Source organism: Halomicrobium sp. HM KBTZ05 (genome assembly GCF_041530035.1).
GTDB lineage: Archaea > Halobacteriota > Halobacteria > Halobacteriales > Haloarculaceae > Halomicrobium.
This window is the reverse complement of sequence record NZ_CP168057.1, coordinates 1,047,443-1,062,316: the sequence shown is the minus strand read 5'-3', so window position 1 is coordinate 1,062,316 and position 14,874 is coordinate 1,047,443. Positions and strand designations below refer to the sequence as shown.

The following is a 14,874-nucleotide window of genomic DNA, read 5'->3' as shown; positions in this document are numbered from 1 at the left end:
CGACGAGGTTATCGCGGGAGTCTAACCCCCGTTCCGACTTCTAACCACGAATGTGCCGCCTCACGGCGGCTCTGTATAGGGCGTTACAGCCCACAGAGTCCACGGTTTAAAATACCCCTACTCGCAAATAAAGCTTGAGACGATGGGGATCTACGAGGGGACGATCACCGAGACGACACAGGCGTTCTACCTGGAGCGGCTGTTCGATCGGTCCGAGCTACGGCCGGCCGTCCGGAACAGGTCCGAGAGCCTCGTCACCGACGGCGACCACGACGCGAAGACGGTCGAAGTCGACGCCGTCGGCACCTTCGACGGTGGGTGGGAGTTCTGGGATCACCTCCAGTACCCGGAGCGGCGCAACAACTTCGAGTTCCGGCCGCTGTTTTGCGTCCCCAGCTACGATTTCACGCTCCCCGACTGGACGTTCTGTCGGTACGATCTGGTGAACCTCGACGTGACGGCCCGAGTGCTCTACTACCCGTTCGGTCTGGCCGTCGCCCGGTTCCGAGTGTACTTCGAGAGTTCGAGGCCCCTCGACCTCTCCGATTTCATCGCGTTCCAGCGGACCGTTCGTCAGGACCTCCGCGTCGCAGGAGATCCTCCCTCGTGGGCCGACGACGGTGGTCCGCTCGTCCAGGAGATCTTCCGACCGATCGATCGGTGGCTCTTCGGAGCGACCGTGCCCGACACGTACGTCGGCCGAATCGGTGAACGGCCAGTTGCCACGATCTCGTTTCTCTACGACGCCGACGCGCTCAGCGAGCGAGAACGGGGGCAGCTGATCCGCCGCGACGACCGGCCGCTGGACGAAGAGACGCTAAACAGCCACGCGAAGCCGTACATCGGCCGCTTCGACACGGACGCCATCTCGGTTGCTCGACCGGGAGCAGTGATCCAGACCGGCGCGTTCGACGAGCACCATCACTGGAGCCGTCGCTGGAAGCGACTGCAACTGCTCAACAACATCTACCTGGCGTACGATTTCGCGATGCTGGAAGACCAGCACCTGACGCGGCTCCGGGATCGCCTCGGTGCGACCCTCGACGACCTCGACAGCGTTTCCGCCGCTCGGAAACCACTGACTCCACGGGCGCTCCAGATCACGGACGATCTGTTGCGTTTCGGTGGCCAGCTCCGGGGGACCCGTGGGCAGGTCTACGAACAGCTCGAACCCACAGATCTGAAAGCGTCCGCGAACCCGGTCGTCGACGACTACATAGACCGGCTGTTGGGCCACGAGACGATTTTGCAACAGACCGCCGGTCGGCTCCCGGCCACGCTCCTGAAGTACATCCCGTTCGCAGGCTGAGCCGCCAACTCCGATCCCGACCAGACACCGTTTTAGGCGTCGAGGCGGTAACGACGGGTATGACTACCGACCCCGCCGACCTCTCGGTGACGATCGTCGACGGCTACGTCGACGAGCCCGCCCACTTCGGGGTCCCGCCGTACATCTCGACGTATCCGCGCTACACCGCCGGAGCGCTCGTCGACGCCGGTGTCCCCCGGACACAGATCACCTACCACACGATCGACGCGCTGCGAGAGGACACCGCCCGCTGGCAGGACGTGGAGGCCGCCGACCTGCTGATCTACGTCGGCGGGATGACCGTCCCCGGCAAGTACGTCGGCGGGACGCCGGCAGAGCCCGACGAGGTCCGCAAGCTGGCCTGGACTGCCGAGGGCACGTCGATGATGGGCGGCCCCGTCCGCTTCGGCGTCGGCGAGGCCAACGAAGGGGCCAGCGAGACGGCCCGCGACGACCTCGACTTCGACTTCCTGGCGATGGCCGACGTGGAAGCGGCGGCCTACGATCTGGTCGACAACGGACTCGAAGGGTTCGAAGACCGCTACCGCGGCGTGCCCGAGGAGACTCGCTGGGCGCGCCAGGGGGCTTTCGTCGTCGAGCAACATCCCAACCACCCCGACTACCTCATCGCCGAGCTAGAGACCTCGCGGGGCTGTCCGTATCGGTGTTCGTTCTGTACGGAGCCGATGTACGGCGACCCCGACTTCCGACCGCCCGAGAGCGTCGTCGACGAGGTCGACGCCCTCGCCGATCGCGGCGTCGCGAACTTCCGGCTGGGTCGGCAGGCGGACATCCTCGCCTACGGCGGCGACGGCAAGGCACCGAACCCCGACGCGCTCCGCGATCTCTACGGCGGCATCAGGTCGGTCGCGCCGGATCTGGAGACGCTGCACCTCGACAACATGAACCCCATCACGATCGTCGAGTGGCCCGAGAAGGCCCGCGAGGGGATCCGCGTCATCGCCGAGCACAACACGCCCGGCGACACGGCGGCGTTCGGCCTGGAGTCGGCCGACCCGCTCGTCCAGGAAGAGAACAACCTCAACGTCTCCGCCGAAGAGTGTTTCCAGGCCGTCCGGATCGTCAACGAGGTCGCGGGCGTCCGACCGGGCGAGTCGCCCGGCAGCGGTCCCAGTACGGGCAGTGACGCCCCCAGCCGACTCCCGAAGCTCCTGCCGGGGATCAACCTCGTCCACGGACTGAAGGGCGAACGCCGGGAGAGCTTCGAGCACAACAAGCGGTTCCTCCAGCGGGTCTACGACGAGGGGTACATGCTGCGCCGGATCAACATCCGGCAGGTCATGGCCTTCGAGGGGACCGACATGGCAGACACCGGCGCGGAGATCGCCAAGGACCACAAGCAGCTGTTCAAGCAGTACAAGCAGGAGGTCCGCGAGACGATCGACAATCCGATGCTCAAGCGGGTCGCGCCGGTCGGGACTGTGCTCCCGGACGTGACCCTGGAGTACCACCAGGACGGCAAGACCTTCGGCCGCCAGCTTGGCACCTACCCGCTGCTGGTGGGGATTCCCGGCGAACGCGAACTCGGCCGGACCATCGACGTGGCGATCACCGACCACGGCTACCGGTCGGTGACCGGTGTGCCCTATCCGCTGGACCCGAACGCCGCCTCGATGGCCGAGCTACGGGCGATCCCCGGCATCGGGCGCTCGACGGCCGGCGACATCGTCGTCGACAGACCCTACGACTCCGTCGAGGAGATCGACGACGCACTGGCTCAGTTCGTCGCCGCCGAACGCCGACGGGGCGCAGACTGAGACGGCCAGCCGTCGGTCTGTCGGCAGTGTCGTGGCGACGGAGTTTCGACGGTCGTCACGATGAAATCGCCGACCGCGGTCGTCGGCCGAACAGAAGGTACTTTTCGGTCGCTCGCGCACCGTGACACAATGAGCGACGTGGAAGTCAGCGTCGTCCTGCCGGCTTACAACGAGGCCGCGACCATCGAGGAGACGGTCGAGACGACGCTGTCGACGCTGGCGGCCTTCCTGCCAGCGGGGAGCTTCGAAGTGATCGTCGCGGAGGACGGCTGTGAAGACCGCACACCGGAGATCGCGACCCAGATGGCCGACGCCGACGAGCGGGTCCGCCACGCCCATTCCGACGAGCGACTGGGCCGGGGCGGCGCGCTGACCGACGCCTTCCGGCGGGCCGACGGCGAGACGCTGGTGTACTTCGATACCGACCTGGCGACGGACATGCGCCACCTCGAAGAGCTGGTCGAGTCGGTCCGTTCGGGCGAGTACGACGTGGCGACGGGATCGCGGTGGCTTCCGGAGAACCGCGCCGATCGCCCCGCGAAACGAGGGGTGCCGAGTCTCGGCTACAACACCCTCGTGCGGCTGTTCCTGCGATCTGACCTGCAGGACCACCAGTGTGGCTTCAAAGCGTTCGATCGGGCGGCGGCGCTCGATCTCCTCGACGATGTCGAAGACGAACACTGGTTCTGGGACACGGAGCTGCTGGTCCGCGCCCAGCGGAAGGGGTACCGCGTCAAGGAGTTCCCGGTCGACTGGACGCCCAAGGGCGACTCGAAGGTCGACCTCGTGCGGGACGTGTTCGGGATGGGGAGCCAGATCGTCCGGACCTGGTGGCAGCTGTCGGTGAGTCCCCGGATCACACGGAAGGTGAGCATGACTGCCGGGTCGCTGCTGGTGATCGCCGCGCTCGTGCTCGCGGTGACGGTCGTCTTCGACCCGGCGGCCGTCCTGGACGCGATCAGCGGGGCGGACGGCGGCGTCGTCGCGCTCTCGGGCGTGGTGTACCTGCTGTCGTGGCCGCTGCGCGGACAGCGCTATCGCGACATTCTCGCTCGGCTGGGCCACGACAGCGACACGTGGTTCCTCACGGGCGCGATCTTCATCAGTCAGACGGGGAACCTCGTCTTCCCCGCCAGGCTCGGCGACGGAGTCCGAGCTTACGTGGTCAAGGCCCGCCGGCAGATCCCGTATCCGACCGGGTTCGCCTCGCTGGCCGTCGAACGCGTCTTCGACCTGCTCGCGATCACCGTCCTGGCCGGGAGCGTCCTCGTGGGCCTCGTCGTCACCGGCGGGACCGACCAGGTCGCCCGAGCGATCGCGGCCGACGTGCCCCCGGTGACGATCGGGGACGACACGCTCGATCCCGCCGCGGCGGCGCGGACGGCGCTCCGTGTCGCCGCTGTCGTCGGTGCGGCGGCCATCGCGGGCGTCGCCGTGATCGTCGTCAGCGCCCGCCGGGACAGCGATCTCGTCCACCGTGCGGTCACCGCGCTCAGCAACGACTCCTACGCCCGGTACGTCTCCGGGATCGTCGAGCAGTTCGTCGGCGACGTCGAGACCGTCGTCGCCGACCGGGGTGCCTTCCTCCGGGTCGGCGTCGGCAGCCTCGTCATCTGGATCGTCGACGTGTTGACGGCGGTCGTCGTCTTCGCTGCCTTCCCCAGCATCGAACTCTCCCCGTCGCTGGTGGCAGCCGCGTTCTTCGCGGTCAGCGTCGGTAACCTCGCGAAGATCCTCCCGCTGTCGCCGGGTGGGATCGGCCTCTACGAGGGTGCCTTTACCCTCATCGTCGTCGGGCTGACGACCGTCACGGGGCCGGTCGCGCTCGCGATCTCGATCGTCGATCACGCCGTCAAGAACGCCGTCACGATCGTCGGCGGGCTCGGATCGATGGCCTGGCTCAACGTCTCGCTGACGACCGCGGTCGAAGAGTCCCAGCAGTCCGGCGAAATCGAGCCGGAGGCCGACTAGTACGTACCAACTGTCGGCCAGACCCTATTTGAACGGGTGCGTCAAACCCTCTCAAACACCACGTTCGCACCGTTCACACCGGTTTCGACTTTCGAGATTCGATAGATTTAAATGAGTTTCGAAGGCACTGTGTTGGTACCAATCGAGCGTCCGGGATCGTCGATGACGGACCGGAACCATCGCCGTTCGTCGCCTGGCATGGGACGACGCCAGTCGTTCTCGGCACCGATACCCCGGATAGCGCCCGCATTCGTACAATGAGCGATTCGAACACCAGAACGCGAGCGAGAGCGCGCACGACCACCGACGAGGAACAGACAGAAGAAGAGAGCGAGACGACATCGACCGCGTGTCCGGAGTGTGCGGGCACGCTGGTCGTCGACGACGAACACGGCGAGACCGTCTGTGAGGACTGTGGACTCGTCGTCGAGACCGACGAGATCGACCGCGGACCGGAGTGGCGCGCGTTCGACTCCAGCGAGAAAGACGAGAAGTCCCGCGTCGGCGCACCGACGACCAACATGATGCACGACAAGGGGCTGTCGACCAACATCGACTGGCGCGACAAGGACGCCTACGGCAACTCGCTGTCGGGCAAGCAACGCCAGAAGATGCAGCGCCTGCGCAAGTGGAACGAGCGGTTCCGCACCCGTGACTCCAAGGAGCGCAACCTCAAGCAGGCGCTGGGCGAGATCGACCGGATGGCCTCCGCCGTCGGGCTCCCGGAGAACGTCCGCGAGACCGCGAGTGTCATCTACCGCCGTGCGCTCGACGAGAACCTCCTGCCCGGCCGCTCCATCGAGGGCGTCTCGACGGCCTCCGTCTACGCCGCCGCTCGTCAGGCCGGCGTCCCCCGGAGCCTCGACGAGATCGACGAGGTCTCCCGCGTCGAGAAGAGCGAGATCGCACGCACGTACCGCTACGTCGTCCGCGAACTCGGGCTCGAAGTCGCGCCGGCCGACCCCGAGAGCTACGTGCCGCGCTTTGCCTCCTCGCTGGAACTGTCCGACGAGGCCGAACACCGCGCCCGCCAGCTGCTCCAGAACGCCAAAGAGCAGGGCGTCCACTCCGGCAAGTCTCCGGTCGGACTGGCCGCAGCGGCCGTGTACGCCGCCGCACTGCTGACCAACGAGAAGACGACCCAGGCCGCCGTCAGCGAGGTCGCCGACATCTCCGAGGTGACGATCCGCAACCGCTACCACGAGCTGCTGGAGGCCGAGCAGGGCCTCCCGATGGCCTGATACGGATGCTGCTCGATCCGGGACGGATCGACCCCACGCCACCGGGGGACGCTCTCCGTCGTCTCCCGAGCCCGTCCGCACAGCGTTCGGCCGGACGCCGTCCGGTCGACCGGCAAACGGCGACAGACTCCGTGTGACTGGAGCCCGTTTTTCGCCGCTCGGAGACGGCGAGCCGACGCGGCCACTCGTCTCGCCGCCGCTGGCGTAATCAGCCCTGATAACTGAGTGGTCACGTTTAATTCGGTCCCAGCCGCTGGTACCGCTATGGACCAGGAACCAACTACCGATGGAGGCGTCGAGGCCTCGTCTGGTGGGACTCTCGCTGGTGGCGAACTCGGGAGCGCGATCGATGAGTTGCTCCGGGCTTCCGAGGGTGTCTCGGAGAGTTCACAGCAGATCAGCGATCTCGCCAACGAGCAATCCGAGAACATGCGCGAGGTCGCCAGCGAGGTGTCGAACCTCTCGGCGACCGTCGAGGAGGTCGCCTCCAGTGCCAGCCAGGTCAAGCAGGTCAGCGACGACGCCCGCGATCTCGCCGCCGACGGCCGCGAGGCCGCCGACGACGCGATCGGTGCGATGGAGGCCGTCGACGAGGCCAACTCCGACGTATCGGCCGACGTCAAGCAGCTGCGCGACCGCATCGACGAGATCGACGAGATCGTCGAAGTGATCAACGACATCGCCGACCAGACGAACATGCTGGCGTTGAACGCCTCTATCGAGGCCGCGCGAGCGGGCGAGGCCGGCGAGGGGTTCGCCGTCGTCGCCAACGAGGTCAAGAGCCTCGCCGAGGAGTCCCAGCAGAACGCGGCCGAGATCGAAGAGCTGGTCTCGAACATCAAGTCTGACACCGAAGAGACCGTCCAGAGCATCGACCACGCCAACGAGCAGGTCGAGGAGGGGCTCACGCAGGTCGAGACGGCCGTCGACATCCTCCGGAAGATCGACGAGGCCGTCGAGGAGGCCGCGATGGGTGCCGAGGAGGTCGCCTCCGCGACGGACGAACAGGCCGCCTCGACCGAGGAGGTCGCGAGCATGGTCGACACGACCGCCGAGAGCGCCGAGGAGGTCGCCACGGAGATCGAGCAGATCGCCGCGGCCAACGAGCAACAGGCCGCGAAGGTCAACGAACTGCAGGACATGATCGAGCGCCGCTAGAGCGCGAACCAGAAGACACGAGGGGGTTCGTTTCGACTGCCGTTCTATGGAGACGACTCACCGGGTAGTGACGGGTGACGCCCGCGAGCTGGCGCTGCCCCACGACAGCGTCGACCTGGTCGTGACCTCGCCACCGTATCCGATGATCGAGATGTGGGACGACATCTTCGCGACGCTCGACCCCGCCGTCGAGGACGCGCTGGCGGACGAAGACGGCGAGCGCGCCTTCCAGTTGATGCACGACGTGCTCGATACCGTCTGGGCCGAGGTGGTCAGGGTACTCCGGCCGGGCGGGATCGCCTGCATCAACGTCGGCGACGCCACCCGCTCGATCGGCGACGGCTTTCGGTCGTTCTCGAACCACGCGGAGATCACGACCCGCCTGACCGACCGGGGCCTCCGGGCGCTACCGGACATCCTCTGGCGCAAGCCCTCGAACCGCGCGACGAAGTTCATGGGCTCGGGAATGTTGCCGCCCAACGCCTACCCGACGCTGGAACACGAACACGTCCTCGTCTTTCGCAACGGGCAACGGCGCACCTTCCCGCCCGGCGACGACGACCGCTACGAGAGCGCGTACTTCTGGGAGGAGCGAAACGTCTGGTTCTCGGACCTGTGGGAGCTGACGGGCGAGCGCCAGGCCGTCGAGGACGGGCTGCGCGAACGGTCCGGTGCCTTCCCGCTGGAACTGCCCTACCGACTCGTCTCGATGTTCTCGACGTACGGCGACACCGTCCTCGATCCCTTCCTCGGGACCGGCACGACGACGATGGCCGCGCTCGTCGCCGGCCGCAACTCGGTGGGCTACGACCGGGACGCCGATCTGCTCTCTGCGCTCGGCGACCGCGTCGAGGACGCCCCCGAGCGCTCGCGGGCGATCACCCAGCGGCGACTCGCCGATCACTGCGAGTGGGTCCAGCAGCGACGAGCCGACGGGAACGAACCCGGCTACGAGGCCGAGCACTACGACACCGCCGTCAACACCAAACAGGAGCGACGCATCCGCTTTTACGGCGTCGACGGCGTCGAACGGACCGACGAGGGGTATCGCGCGACCCACTCGCCGATCGAAGCGTGCCCCGACGGCGAGAGCGAACAGGCTTAGTGGGAGTCAAAAGAACAGCGGCGCATGGACTTCGACTCGTTTACGCTACTGGCAGCGGGAGCGGACCTCGCCGACGAACCGGCCGCTCGCGAGGACGCCGACGGGATGGAGCTACGGATGGACTTCGCCGACGAGCCACTGGCGATGCTCGACGACTACGAGGGTGACCTGCCCGTCCTGGTGACCAACCGCGTCGAGTGGGAGGGCGGCGAGGCCGCGGACGACGCCGCCCGACTCGACGCCCTCGAAACGGCCGTCGAGCACGACGCCGTGACGGCCGTCGACGTGGAGCTTGCTGCCCTCGAAGGCGAGGGGACACACGACGCCGCCCGCGTCGTCGCTCACGCTCGCGACCACGGCGCGAGCGTCGTCGTCTCGACCCACGACTTCGAGGCGACGCCGGCCGAAGACGACATCGTGGCTCGGCTGGAACGAGCCTGCGAGTACGGCGACGTGGGCAAGATCGCGACGACGGCACGAGACCGTGGCGACGTGCTCGCGCTCCTGGAAGCGACCCATCGGCTGACCGAGGCCGGCGAGACCGTGGCGACGATGGCGATGGGCGAGGCCGGCCGCCACTCTCGGCCCGTCGCGCCGCTGTATGGCTCCCGGATCGGCTACGCGCCCGTCGATCCGGCCGACGCCACGGCACCCGGACAGTACGATCTGGCGACGCTCAGACGGCTGGTCGACCAGCTGTCCTGATACGACCGGCTGTACATCTGTGACCGATTTCGCCACCCCGGGGTGGCGAAGATCCTCACGAAGTGACAGCCGGCAGTATGACTCCGGAGAGCGACCGGCAACCACTGGAAGAGAACTCGGTGCGCAAGATTAACAACGATTGGCCCGGGAGTGGGGGGTACCATGGTCGATGCAGACCAGAAACGGCCCCTGCTCGCCGCCGCCCTGGCGTTTCTCTCGCCCGGTCTCGGTCACCTCTACCTCCGTGAGTGGATCCGTGCGCTGCTGTGGTTCAGCCTCGCGATGCTCGGCGTCAGTATCCTCGCGCCGGAGGCCACGCTCCCGGCGGCCACGACGCCGGAGGCGATCTGGACGGCGTCGGTCGAGATGACCCGCGCCCTCTCCTGGCAGGCCCGCGGCGCGTTGCTGGCCGTCTCGCTTTTGAGCGTGCTCGACGCCTACCGGATCGCGACCGAGATCAACGCCGCGGCCGCCATCGAAGAGGGCCAGCAGTGCCCCTACTGCGGGCGGGAACTCGACGAGGACCTCGACTTCTGTCACTGGTGTACGGCAGAGCTCCAGTGACGAGGAGACCGCGGAGCGCTACTTCTCGATGATCGACTCTTCGACGGCCTCGCCGAAGTGACGGGCCTTGTCGTCGGTGTACAACAGGAGTTCGTCGCCGGGTTCGATGTCGGTGATCGCCGTCCGGCCCTCGCTGGTGTGCATCTTGATCGTCTCTGCGTTCTGGATCAGCGTCTCGATGCGGTCGCCGTCCTCCGTCTCTGCCTGGACGCGGAACATCGGCCGTTTCTCGATCTTGGCGCGGCCGACGATGGCCTCGCGGGTGTTGCCGTCGGTGTCGACGACCTGGACCTCGTCGCCGCTCTGGAGTTCCGAGAGGTACTTGGTCCCGCCGTCGGGCGTGCGGACGTAAGCGTGGACCGCACCGGCGTTGACCCGGAAGGGACGCGAGGCCACGTAGGGCGACTCGGCAGTCTCGGCGTGGACGAAAAAGAGCCCGCGTGCCATCGAGCCGATCAGCATTCCCTCGTCGTGTTCCAGCAGCGAGCCCGTATCGATGCAGACGCGGTCCGCGGACCCGGTCTGTTCGATGTCGGTGACCTCGGCCCAGGACAGCGAGAGCTGTTCGCGGCCGGCCTCGTCGCGGACCTCGACGGTACGGCGGATCTCGTCCGGATCGTCGGTGTCAAGCAGGACGCCGTCGGCACCGAGTTCGAGCGTCTCGTAGGCGGTCTTGGCGTCTTCTGCGGTCTGGACGCCGGTGATCAGCTCCGTCTCCTCGCCGACGCGGGCGATGAGGTTCTCCAGGGGGATGATCTGCCAGTCGTCGCCGATGACGATGGTGAAGGCGGCCTCCTCGGCGACGGCCTCGGCGAAGCCCTCGTACTCCTTGGACCGGATGCGGACGTAGCCACCCTGTGGGGCCTCGCCGTCCTGGCGGAGCGCAGAGAGGTCGGCAGAGCCAGAGAAGTCAGAGGGCAGGTCGACGGTGCCGTCGCCCTCGCCGTCCTTGCCGACGACCCGAGCGTCGGGTTCGGCTTCCTCGCCCTCGGCGTCCATGACCGTCACGTCGCCACCGGCGAAGGCGGCGACGTTGACCTCGCCGAGGTCCCGGACGCGGGCCACGTCGTGTTCGTCGACCAGCACCCAGTCGACCCCGGCTTCGAGGCCGGCGGTGATTCGGCGCTTTCGGGTCTCCCAGTCGCCGACCTCGCTGTCGGCCTTGAGCCACACGCTTCGTGTCATTGTCCCACCTCTCGAATCGGTCCCGCTTGAACGTGGCGAATGCGGGCAATCGGCCCGGCTAGAGGGATCGCCGTCGGCGCGTCACTGTCTCGGCGGTCAGAAGTCGCCAGCGGTGGTCGCGTTCGTCGTTCGCTACGCCTCGACGGCGAGTCCGGCCGCACGGAGCGCGTCGGCGGCCTCGCTGTCCTCGTGGACGACGCTGGCGACGGCGCGAGCGATCTTCTCGGGTTCCTCGTGCTGGAAGATCGAGCGTCCCATCGAGACGCCCGCCGCACCGGCGTCCATCGCCCCGCGGACGATGTCGAGGGTCTCCTCGTCGGTGCCCTTCGAGCCGCCCGCGATCAGGACTGGCAGTGCGGTCGACTCGACGACGCGCTCGAACGTCGCTGGCGTGCCGCTGTAAGCGGTCTTGACGAGGTCGGCGTCGAGTTCCTCGGCCAGTCGGACCGCGTGGCCGAGGTCCTCGGCGAACAGCTCTGGGTCCTCGTCGCGAACGTCGTGGCCGCGGGCGTAGGCCATCGCCAGCACCGGCAGCCCGTACTCGCGGGCCGCGCTGGTGACCTCTGACAACTGTGAGATCTGGTCAGGTTCGTGCTCGCTGCCGACGTTGATGTGAAAGGAGACGGCGTCGGCCCCGGCCCGGATGGCGTCCTCGACGGTGCCGGTCGGCCGTTTGTCGCTCTCGTCTGGCCCGATCGATGTCGACCCGTTGAGGTGGACGATGTAGCCCGCGTCGTTCGTGTTCTCGTGGACGCGATCGGCGACCCCGCGCTGGGTGAGGACGGCGTCCGCGCCGCCGGTCGTGACCGCGTCGATCGTCGATTCGATGTCGACGAGGCCGTCGACGGCCCCGAGTGTGATGCCGTGGTCCATGGGGACGATGACGTGTCGCCCCCCTGTCCCGATCCGCGCCAGTCGTGCTGCTTTCCCTGCGGTCATGTTGTGCGAATGTGTGGCAAGTACGATTATGTTCCTTCCGGTTGCGGCCGATTCTGTGCGCCCCGAAGCGCGCCCTGCTTCAGTTCGCGGGCCTTCTGTTCGAGGCGTGCTGCGACCTCGTCGGCGGGGTCGCCGTTCTCGTGTCCCTGGGCCACGATGTCGACCAGCGCGGAGCCGACGATGATGCCGTCGGCACCGGCCGAGACGATCCGCTCCGCGTGATCGCCGTTCTTGATGCCGAAGCCGACGGCCTTTGGCACGTCCCACTCGCTGATGCGGGCGAGGCTCTCCTCGGTCGCGTCGTCCACGTCGTCGCGCGCGCCGGTGACGCCCAGTCGCGCCTGCACGTAGACGTACCCCGAGGTCTGATCCATCATCGACCGGAGCCGGTCGCCCTTCGTGGTCGGTGCGACGATGAAGATCAGGTCCAGTCCGTACTCGTCACAGGCCGCCCGGAGCGGTCCGGCCTCCTCGGCTGGCAGGTCCGGCACGACGAACCCCTCGATACCGACCTCGGCGGCCTTCTTCACGAAGGGCTCGGGGCCTTGCCCGGAGCCGTACTGGTAGATGAGGTTGTAGTAGGTCATACAGACCAGCGGCACGTCCACGTCCAGCTCCTCGACGAACTCGAAGAACCGATCCGGACTCATCCCGGCGTCCAGCGAGCGGACGACGGCCTCCTGGATCGTCGACCCCTCGGCGATCGGTTCGGAGAACGGCAGCCCGAGTTCGATCACGTCCGCGCCCCCGCGAGCGAGCGCCTCGACGTACTCGATCGAGGCGTCGTAGTCGGGGTCGCCAGCGGCGAGGTACGGGACGAAGGCAGGTTCGTCGGCGAAAGCTCGCTCCAGTCCCATCTAGATCCTGCCTCCGATCTCGTTGAAGATCGACATGTCCGGCGCGATGTCCAGATCGCGCTTCTGGGTCTCCTCGATGACGGTTTCGAGGTCCTTGTCCCCCCGGCCGGAGACGTTGACGATCACGGTGTCGCCGAGGTCGTCGTGGTGCTCTTCGAGGTAACCGAAGGCGTGGGCAGTCTCCAGCGCCGGGATGATCCCCTCGTCCTGGGAGAGTCGGTGGAACGCCGTCAGTGCGGTGTCGTCGTCGACGTTGACCGGCGTCACGCGCCCCTCGTCGACGAGGTGGGCCAGTTCCGGACCGACGCCCGCGTAGTCCAGCCCCGCCGAGACGGAGTGTGACTCCATGATCTGGCCGTCAGAGTCCTGTAGGAGCTTCGTGCGCGCCCCGTGGAGCACCCCCTCGTCGCCGGTCGACAGCGACGCCGAGTTGGGTGCGACGCCCTCCTCCTCGTCGACCGACAGCGAGGAGCCCCCGGCCTCGACGGCGTAGAGATCCACACCCTCGTCCGGAACGAAGTGGTGGAACGCGCCCATCGTGTTCGAGCCGCCGCCGGCACACGCCAGCACGGCGTCGGGTAGCTCGCCGGTCTGTGCCTGGATCTGCTCGCGGGCCTCCTCGCTGATGACCGACTGGAAGTCCCGAACCATCGCCGGGAACGGAGCCGGCCCGACCACCGAGCCGATGACGTAGTGGGTCGTCTCGACGGTCGTCGCCCAGTCTCGCATCGTCTCGCTGATCGCCTCTTTGAGCGTTCCCCGGCCCGTCGTCACGGCGTTGACCTCGGCGTCGTTGATCCGCATTCGGAAGACGTTGGGCCGCTGGCGGGCGATGTCGGTCTCGCCCATGTAGATCTCGCAGGGCATGTCGAGGTGGGCCGCGGCCATCGCCGTCGCCGTGCCGTGCTGGCCAGCGCCGGTCTCGGCGACGATCCGCTCTTTGCCCATGTACTTCGCCAGGAGGACCTGCCCGAGCGCGTTGTTGAGCTTGTGGGCCCCGCCGTGGAGCAGGTCCTCGCGCTTGAGGTACACCTCGGTGTCGTAGCGCTCCGAGAGCTGGTCGGCCCGCTGTAAGGGCAGGGGCCGGCCGCCGAAGTCCGCCAGCCGCTGGCGGAACTCGTCCATGAAGCCGTCCTCGTTGTCGATCACGTACCGCTCGTAGGCGTCGGTCAGCTCCTCGATGGCCGGCATCAACGCCTCAGGTACGAACTGTCCGCCGTAGTCGCCGAATTTGGATTCGCTACTCATGTGTATTCGTCGCTGTCGTCAGTCGTCGCGTGTTCGCTGTCACGTCTGTCTCCTCGGCCGGTGTGCCGTGGTCCATGATCGCAGAGCCGACGAGCAGGGCGTCGGCCCCGGCCCGGCGCATCCGGGCCACGTCGGCCGGGCTCTGGATGCCGCTCTCGGCGACGAGGGTCACGCCCTCGGGTGCGTCCGGTGCGACTCGCTCGAAGGTGCCCAGATCCACCGCCAGCTTCGCCAGATCGCGGTTGTTGACGCCGACGATCTCCGCGCCGGCCTCGATGGCCCGCGCCAGCTCGTCGGCCGTGTGGGTCTCGACGAGGACCTGGAATCCCCGCTCGCGGGCGGCCGAGAGCAGGTCCGCCAGATCTCCCGTGCCGGGCTCGTCGAGAAAGCGCACGATCAACAGGATCACGTCCGCCTCGACCACGTCTAACTGGTCCTCGTGGAGGACGAAATCTTTGCGAAGGACCGGCACGTCGACGGCCTCACGGATCCGGGCCAGCGTCGCCGCGGACCCACCGAAGTGCTCTGGCTCGGTCAGCACGGAGAGGGCCGCCGCCCCGCCCTCGACCATCTGCTCGGCCAGCCCGACCGGATCCGCCGTGCGTTCGCCCGCCGCAGTCGGACTCGTCGGCTTTACCTCGGCGATCACCGGGACGCGACCGTCCGCCTCGGCGTCCGCGAACGCGTCGGTCAACGACCGGGGCTCGACGTCGACGCGGCCGTCGGCACCGCCACGCTCGCGGGCCGCCGCCAGGATCGCCTCGACCGCCGGTGCGATCTCCTCACTATCGCCCATTACTGTACACTAACGGAC

13 protein-coding genes are annotated in these 14,874 nt (G+C 67.5%); 8 read left to right on the top strand and 5 right to left on the bottom strand.

Annotated elements, in window-relative coordinates; all coding sequences use genetic code 11:
- Positions 1 to 142 precede the first annotated feature (142 nt).
- The 8 genes from ACAH01_RS05510 to ACAH01_RS05475 all read left to right on the top strand — a co-directional run bounded on the left by ACAH01_RS05510 (position 143) and on the right by ACAH01_RS05475 (position 9,831).
- Positions 143 to 1,309 (top strand): hypothetical protein, encoded by a 1,167-nt coding sequence (locus ACAH01_RS05510; protein ID WP_372480502.1) that lies wholly within the window; start codon positions 143 to 145, stop codon positions 1,307 to 1,309.
- 59 nt (positions 1,310 to 1,368) lie between these two features.
- Positions 1,369 to 3,087 carry a radical SAM protein gene (locus ACAH01_RS05505; RefSeq protein ID WP_372480501.1) on the top strand — a complete coding sequence of 573 codons (1,719 nt, stop codon included), beginning with the start codon at positions 1,369 to 1,371 and terminating at the stop codon, positions 3,085 to 3,087.
- Positions 3,088 to 3,216: 129 nt separating this feature from the next.
- On the top strand, positions 3,217 to 5,058 hold the full coding sequence (locus ACAH01_RS05500; RefSeq protein ID WP_372480500.1) for a lysylphosphatidylglycerol synthase domain-containing protein: 1,842 nt from the start codon (positions 3,217 to 3,219) through the stop codon (positions 5,056 to 5,058).
- Between the two features lie 257 nt (positions 5,059 to 5,315).
- Positions 5,316 to 6,299, top strand: a complete 984-nt coding sequence (locus tag ACAH01_RS05495) for a transcription initiation factor IIB family protein (RefSeq protein WP_153554049.1) — start codon at positions 5,316 to 5,318, stop codon at positions 6,297 to 6,299.
- Between the two features lie 264 nt (positions 6,300 to 6,563).
- A complete protein-coding gene (locus ACAH01_RS05490) occupies positions 6,564 to 7,457 on the top strand; it encodes a methyl-accepting chemotaxis protein (protein ID WP_372480499.1) in 894 nt (297 codons plus the stop codon).
- A 46-nt stretch (positions 7,458 to 7,503) separates the two neighbouring features.
- On the top strand, positions 7,504 to 8,562 hold the full coding sequence (locus ACAH01_RS05485) for a site-specific DNA-methyltransferase (RefSeq protein WP_372480498.1): 1,059 nt from the start codon (positions 7,504 to 7,506) through the stop codon (positions 8,560 to 8,562).
- A 24-nt stretch (positions 8,563 to 8,586) separates the two neighbouring features.
- Positions 8,587 to 9,267 carry a type I 3-dehydroquinate dehydratase gene (locus tag ACAH01_RS05480; protein WP_372480497.1) on the top strand — a complete coding sequence of 227 codons (681 nt, stop codon included), beginning with the start codon at positions 8,587 to 8,589 and terminating at the stop codon, positions 9,265 to 9,267.
- A 162-nt stretch (positions 9,268 to 9,429) separates the two neighbouring features.
- Complete coding sequence (locus ACAH01_RS05475) at positions 9,430 to 9,831, top strand: zinc ribbon domain-containing protein (protein WP_153554045.1); 402 nt, start codon at positions 9,430 to 9,432, stop codon at positions 9,829 to 9,831.
- Positions 9,832 to 9,849: 18 nt separating this feature from the next.
- On the opposite strand, the gene ACAH01_RS05470 is transcribed toward ACAH01_RS05475, so the two are convergent.
- From ACAH01_RS05470 to trpC, 5 genes are all read right to left on the bottom strand, one after another.
- Positions 9,850 to 11,016, bottom strand: a complete 1,167-nt coding sequence (locus ACAH01_RS05470) for a 3-dehydroquinate synthase II (RefSeq protein WP_153554044.1) — start codon at positions 11,014 to 11,016, stop codon at positions 9,850 to 9,852.
- A gap of 132 nt (positions 11,017 to 11,148) precedes the next feature.
- The gene (locus tag ACAH01_RS05465; protein WP_153554043.1) at positions 11,149 to 11,955 is read right to left on the bottom strand and encodes a 2-amino-3,7-dideoxy-D-threo-hept-6-ulosonate synthase; all 807 of its coding nucleotides are present in this window, start codon (positions 11,953 to 11,955) and stop codon (positions 11,149 to 11,151) included.
- Between the two features lie 26 nt (positions 11,956 to 11,981).
- Positions 11,982 to 12,812 carry a tryptophan synthase subunit alpha gene (trpA, locus tag ACAH01_RS05460; RefSeq protein WP_170095034.1) on the bottom strand — a complete coding sequence of 277 codons (831 nt, stop codon included), beginning with the start codon at positions 12,810 to 12,812 and terminating at the stop codon, positions 11,982 to 11,984.
- A complete protein-coding gene (gene trpB, locus ACAH01_RS05455) occupies positions 12,813 to 14,060 on the bottom strand; it encodes a tryptophan synthase subunit beta (RefSeq protein ID WP_372480496.1) in 1,248 nt (415 codons plus the stop codon).
- Positions 14,053 to 14,856 carry an indole-3-glycerol phosphate synthase gene (gene trpC, locus ACAH01_RS05450; protein ID WP_372480495.1) on the bottom strand — a complete coding sequence of 268 codons (804 nt, stop codon included), beginning with the start codon at positions 14,854 to 14,856 and terminating at the stop codon, positions 14,053 to 14,055. Before trpC ends, trpB begins: the two co-directional genes overlap by 8 nt.
- Between the last annotated feature and the right edge of the window lie 18 nt (positions 14,857 to 14,874).

Excerpts from the sequence above, each read along its gene's own strand:
- ACAH01_RS05510 (WP_372480502.1), top strand. The coding sequence starts at position 143 with ATGGGGATCTACGAGGGGACGATCACCGAGACGACACAGGCGTTCTAC.
- ACAH01_RS05505 (WP_372480501.1), top strand. The coding sequence starts at position 1,369 with ATGACTACCGACCCCGCCGACCTCTCGGTGACGATCGTCGACGGCTAC.
- ACAH01_RS05500 (WP_372480500.1), top strand. The coding sequence starts at position 3,217 with ATGAGCGACGTGGAAGTCAGCGTCGTCCTGCCGGCTTACAACGAGGCC.
- ACAH01_RS05495 (WP_153554049.1), top strand. The coding sequence starts at position 5,316 with ATGAGCGATTCGAACACCAGAACGCGAGCGAGAGCGCGCACGACCACC.
- ACAH01_RS05490 (WP_372480499.1), top strand. The coding sequence starts at position 6,564 with ATGGACCAGGAACCAACTACCGATGGAGGCGTCGAGGCCTCGTCTGGT.
- ACAH01_RS05485 (WP_372480498.1), top strand. The coding sequence starts at position 7,504 with ATGGAGACGACTCACCGGGTAGTGACGGGTGACGCCCGCGAGCTGGCG.
- ACAH01_RS05480 (WP_372480497.1), top strand. The coding sequence starts at position 8,587 with ATGGACTTCGACTCGTTTACGCTACTGGCAGCGGGAGCGGACCTCGCC.
- ACAH01_RS05475 (WP_153554045.1), top strand. The coding sequence starts at position 9,430 with ATGGTCGATGCAGACCAGAAACGGCCCCTGCTCGCCGCCGCCCTGGCG.
- ACAH01_RS05470 (WP_153554044.1), bottom strand. The coding sequence starts at position 11,016 with ATGACACGAAGCGTGTGGCTCAAGGCCGACAGCGAGGTCGGCGACTGG.
- ACAH01_RS05465 (WP_153554043.1), bottom strand. The coding sequence starts at position 11,955 with ATGACCGCAGGGAAAGCAGCACGACTGGCGCGGATCGGGACAGGGGGG.
- trpA (WP_170095034.1), bottom strand. The coding sequence starts at position 12,812 with ATGGGACTGGAGCGAGCTTTCGCCGACGAACCTGCCTTCGTCCCGTAC.
- trpB (WP_372480496.1), bottom strand. The coding sequence starts at position 14,060 with ATGAGTAGCGAATCCAAATTCGGCGACTACGGCGGACAGTTCGTACCT.
- trpC (WP_372480495.1), bottom strand. The coding sequence starts at position 14,856 with ATGGGCGATAGTGAGGAGATCGCACCGGCGGTCGAGGCGATCCTGGCG.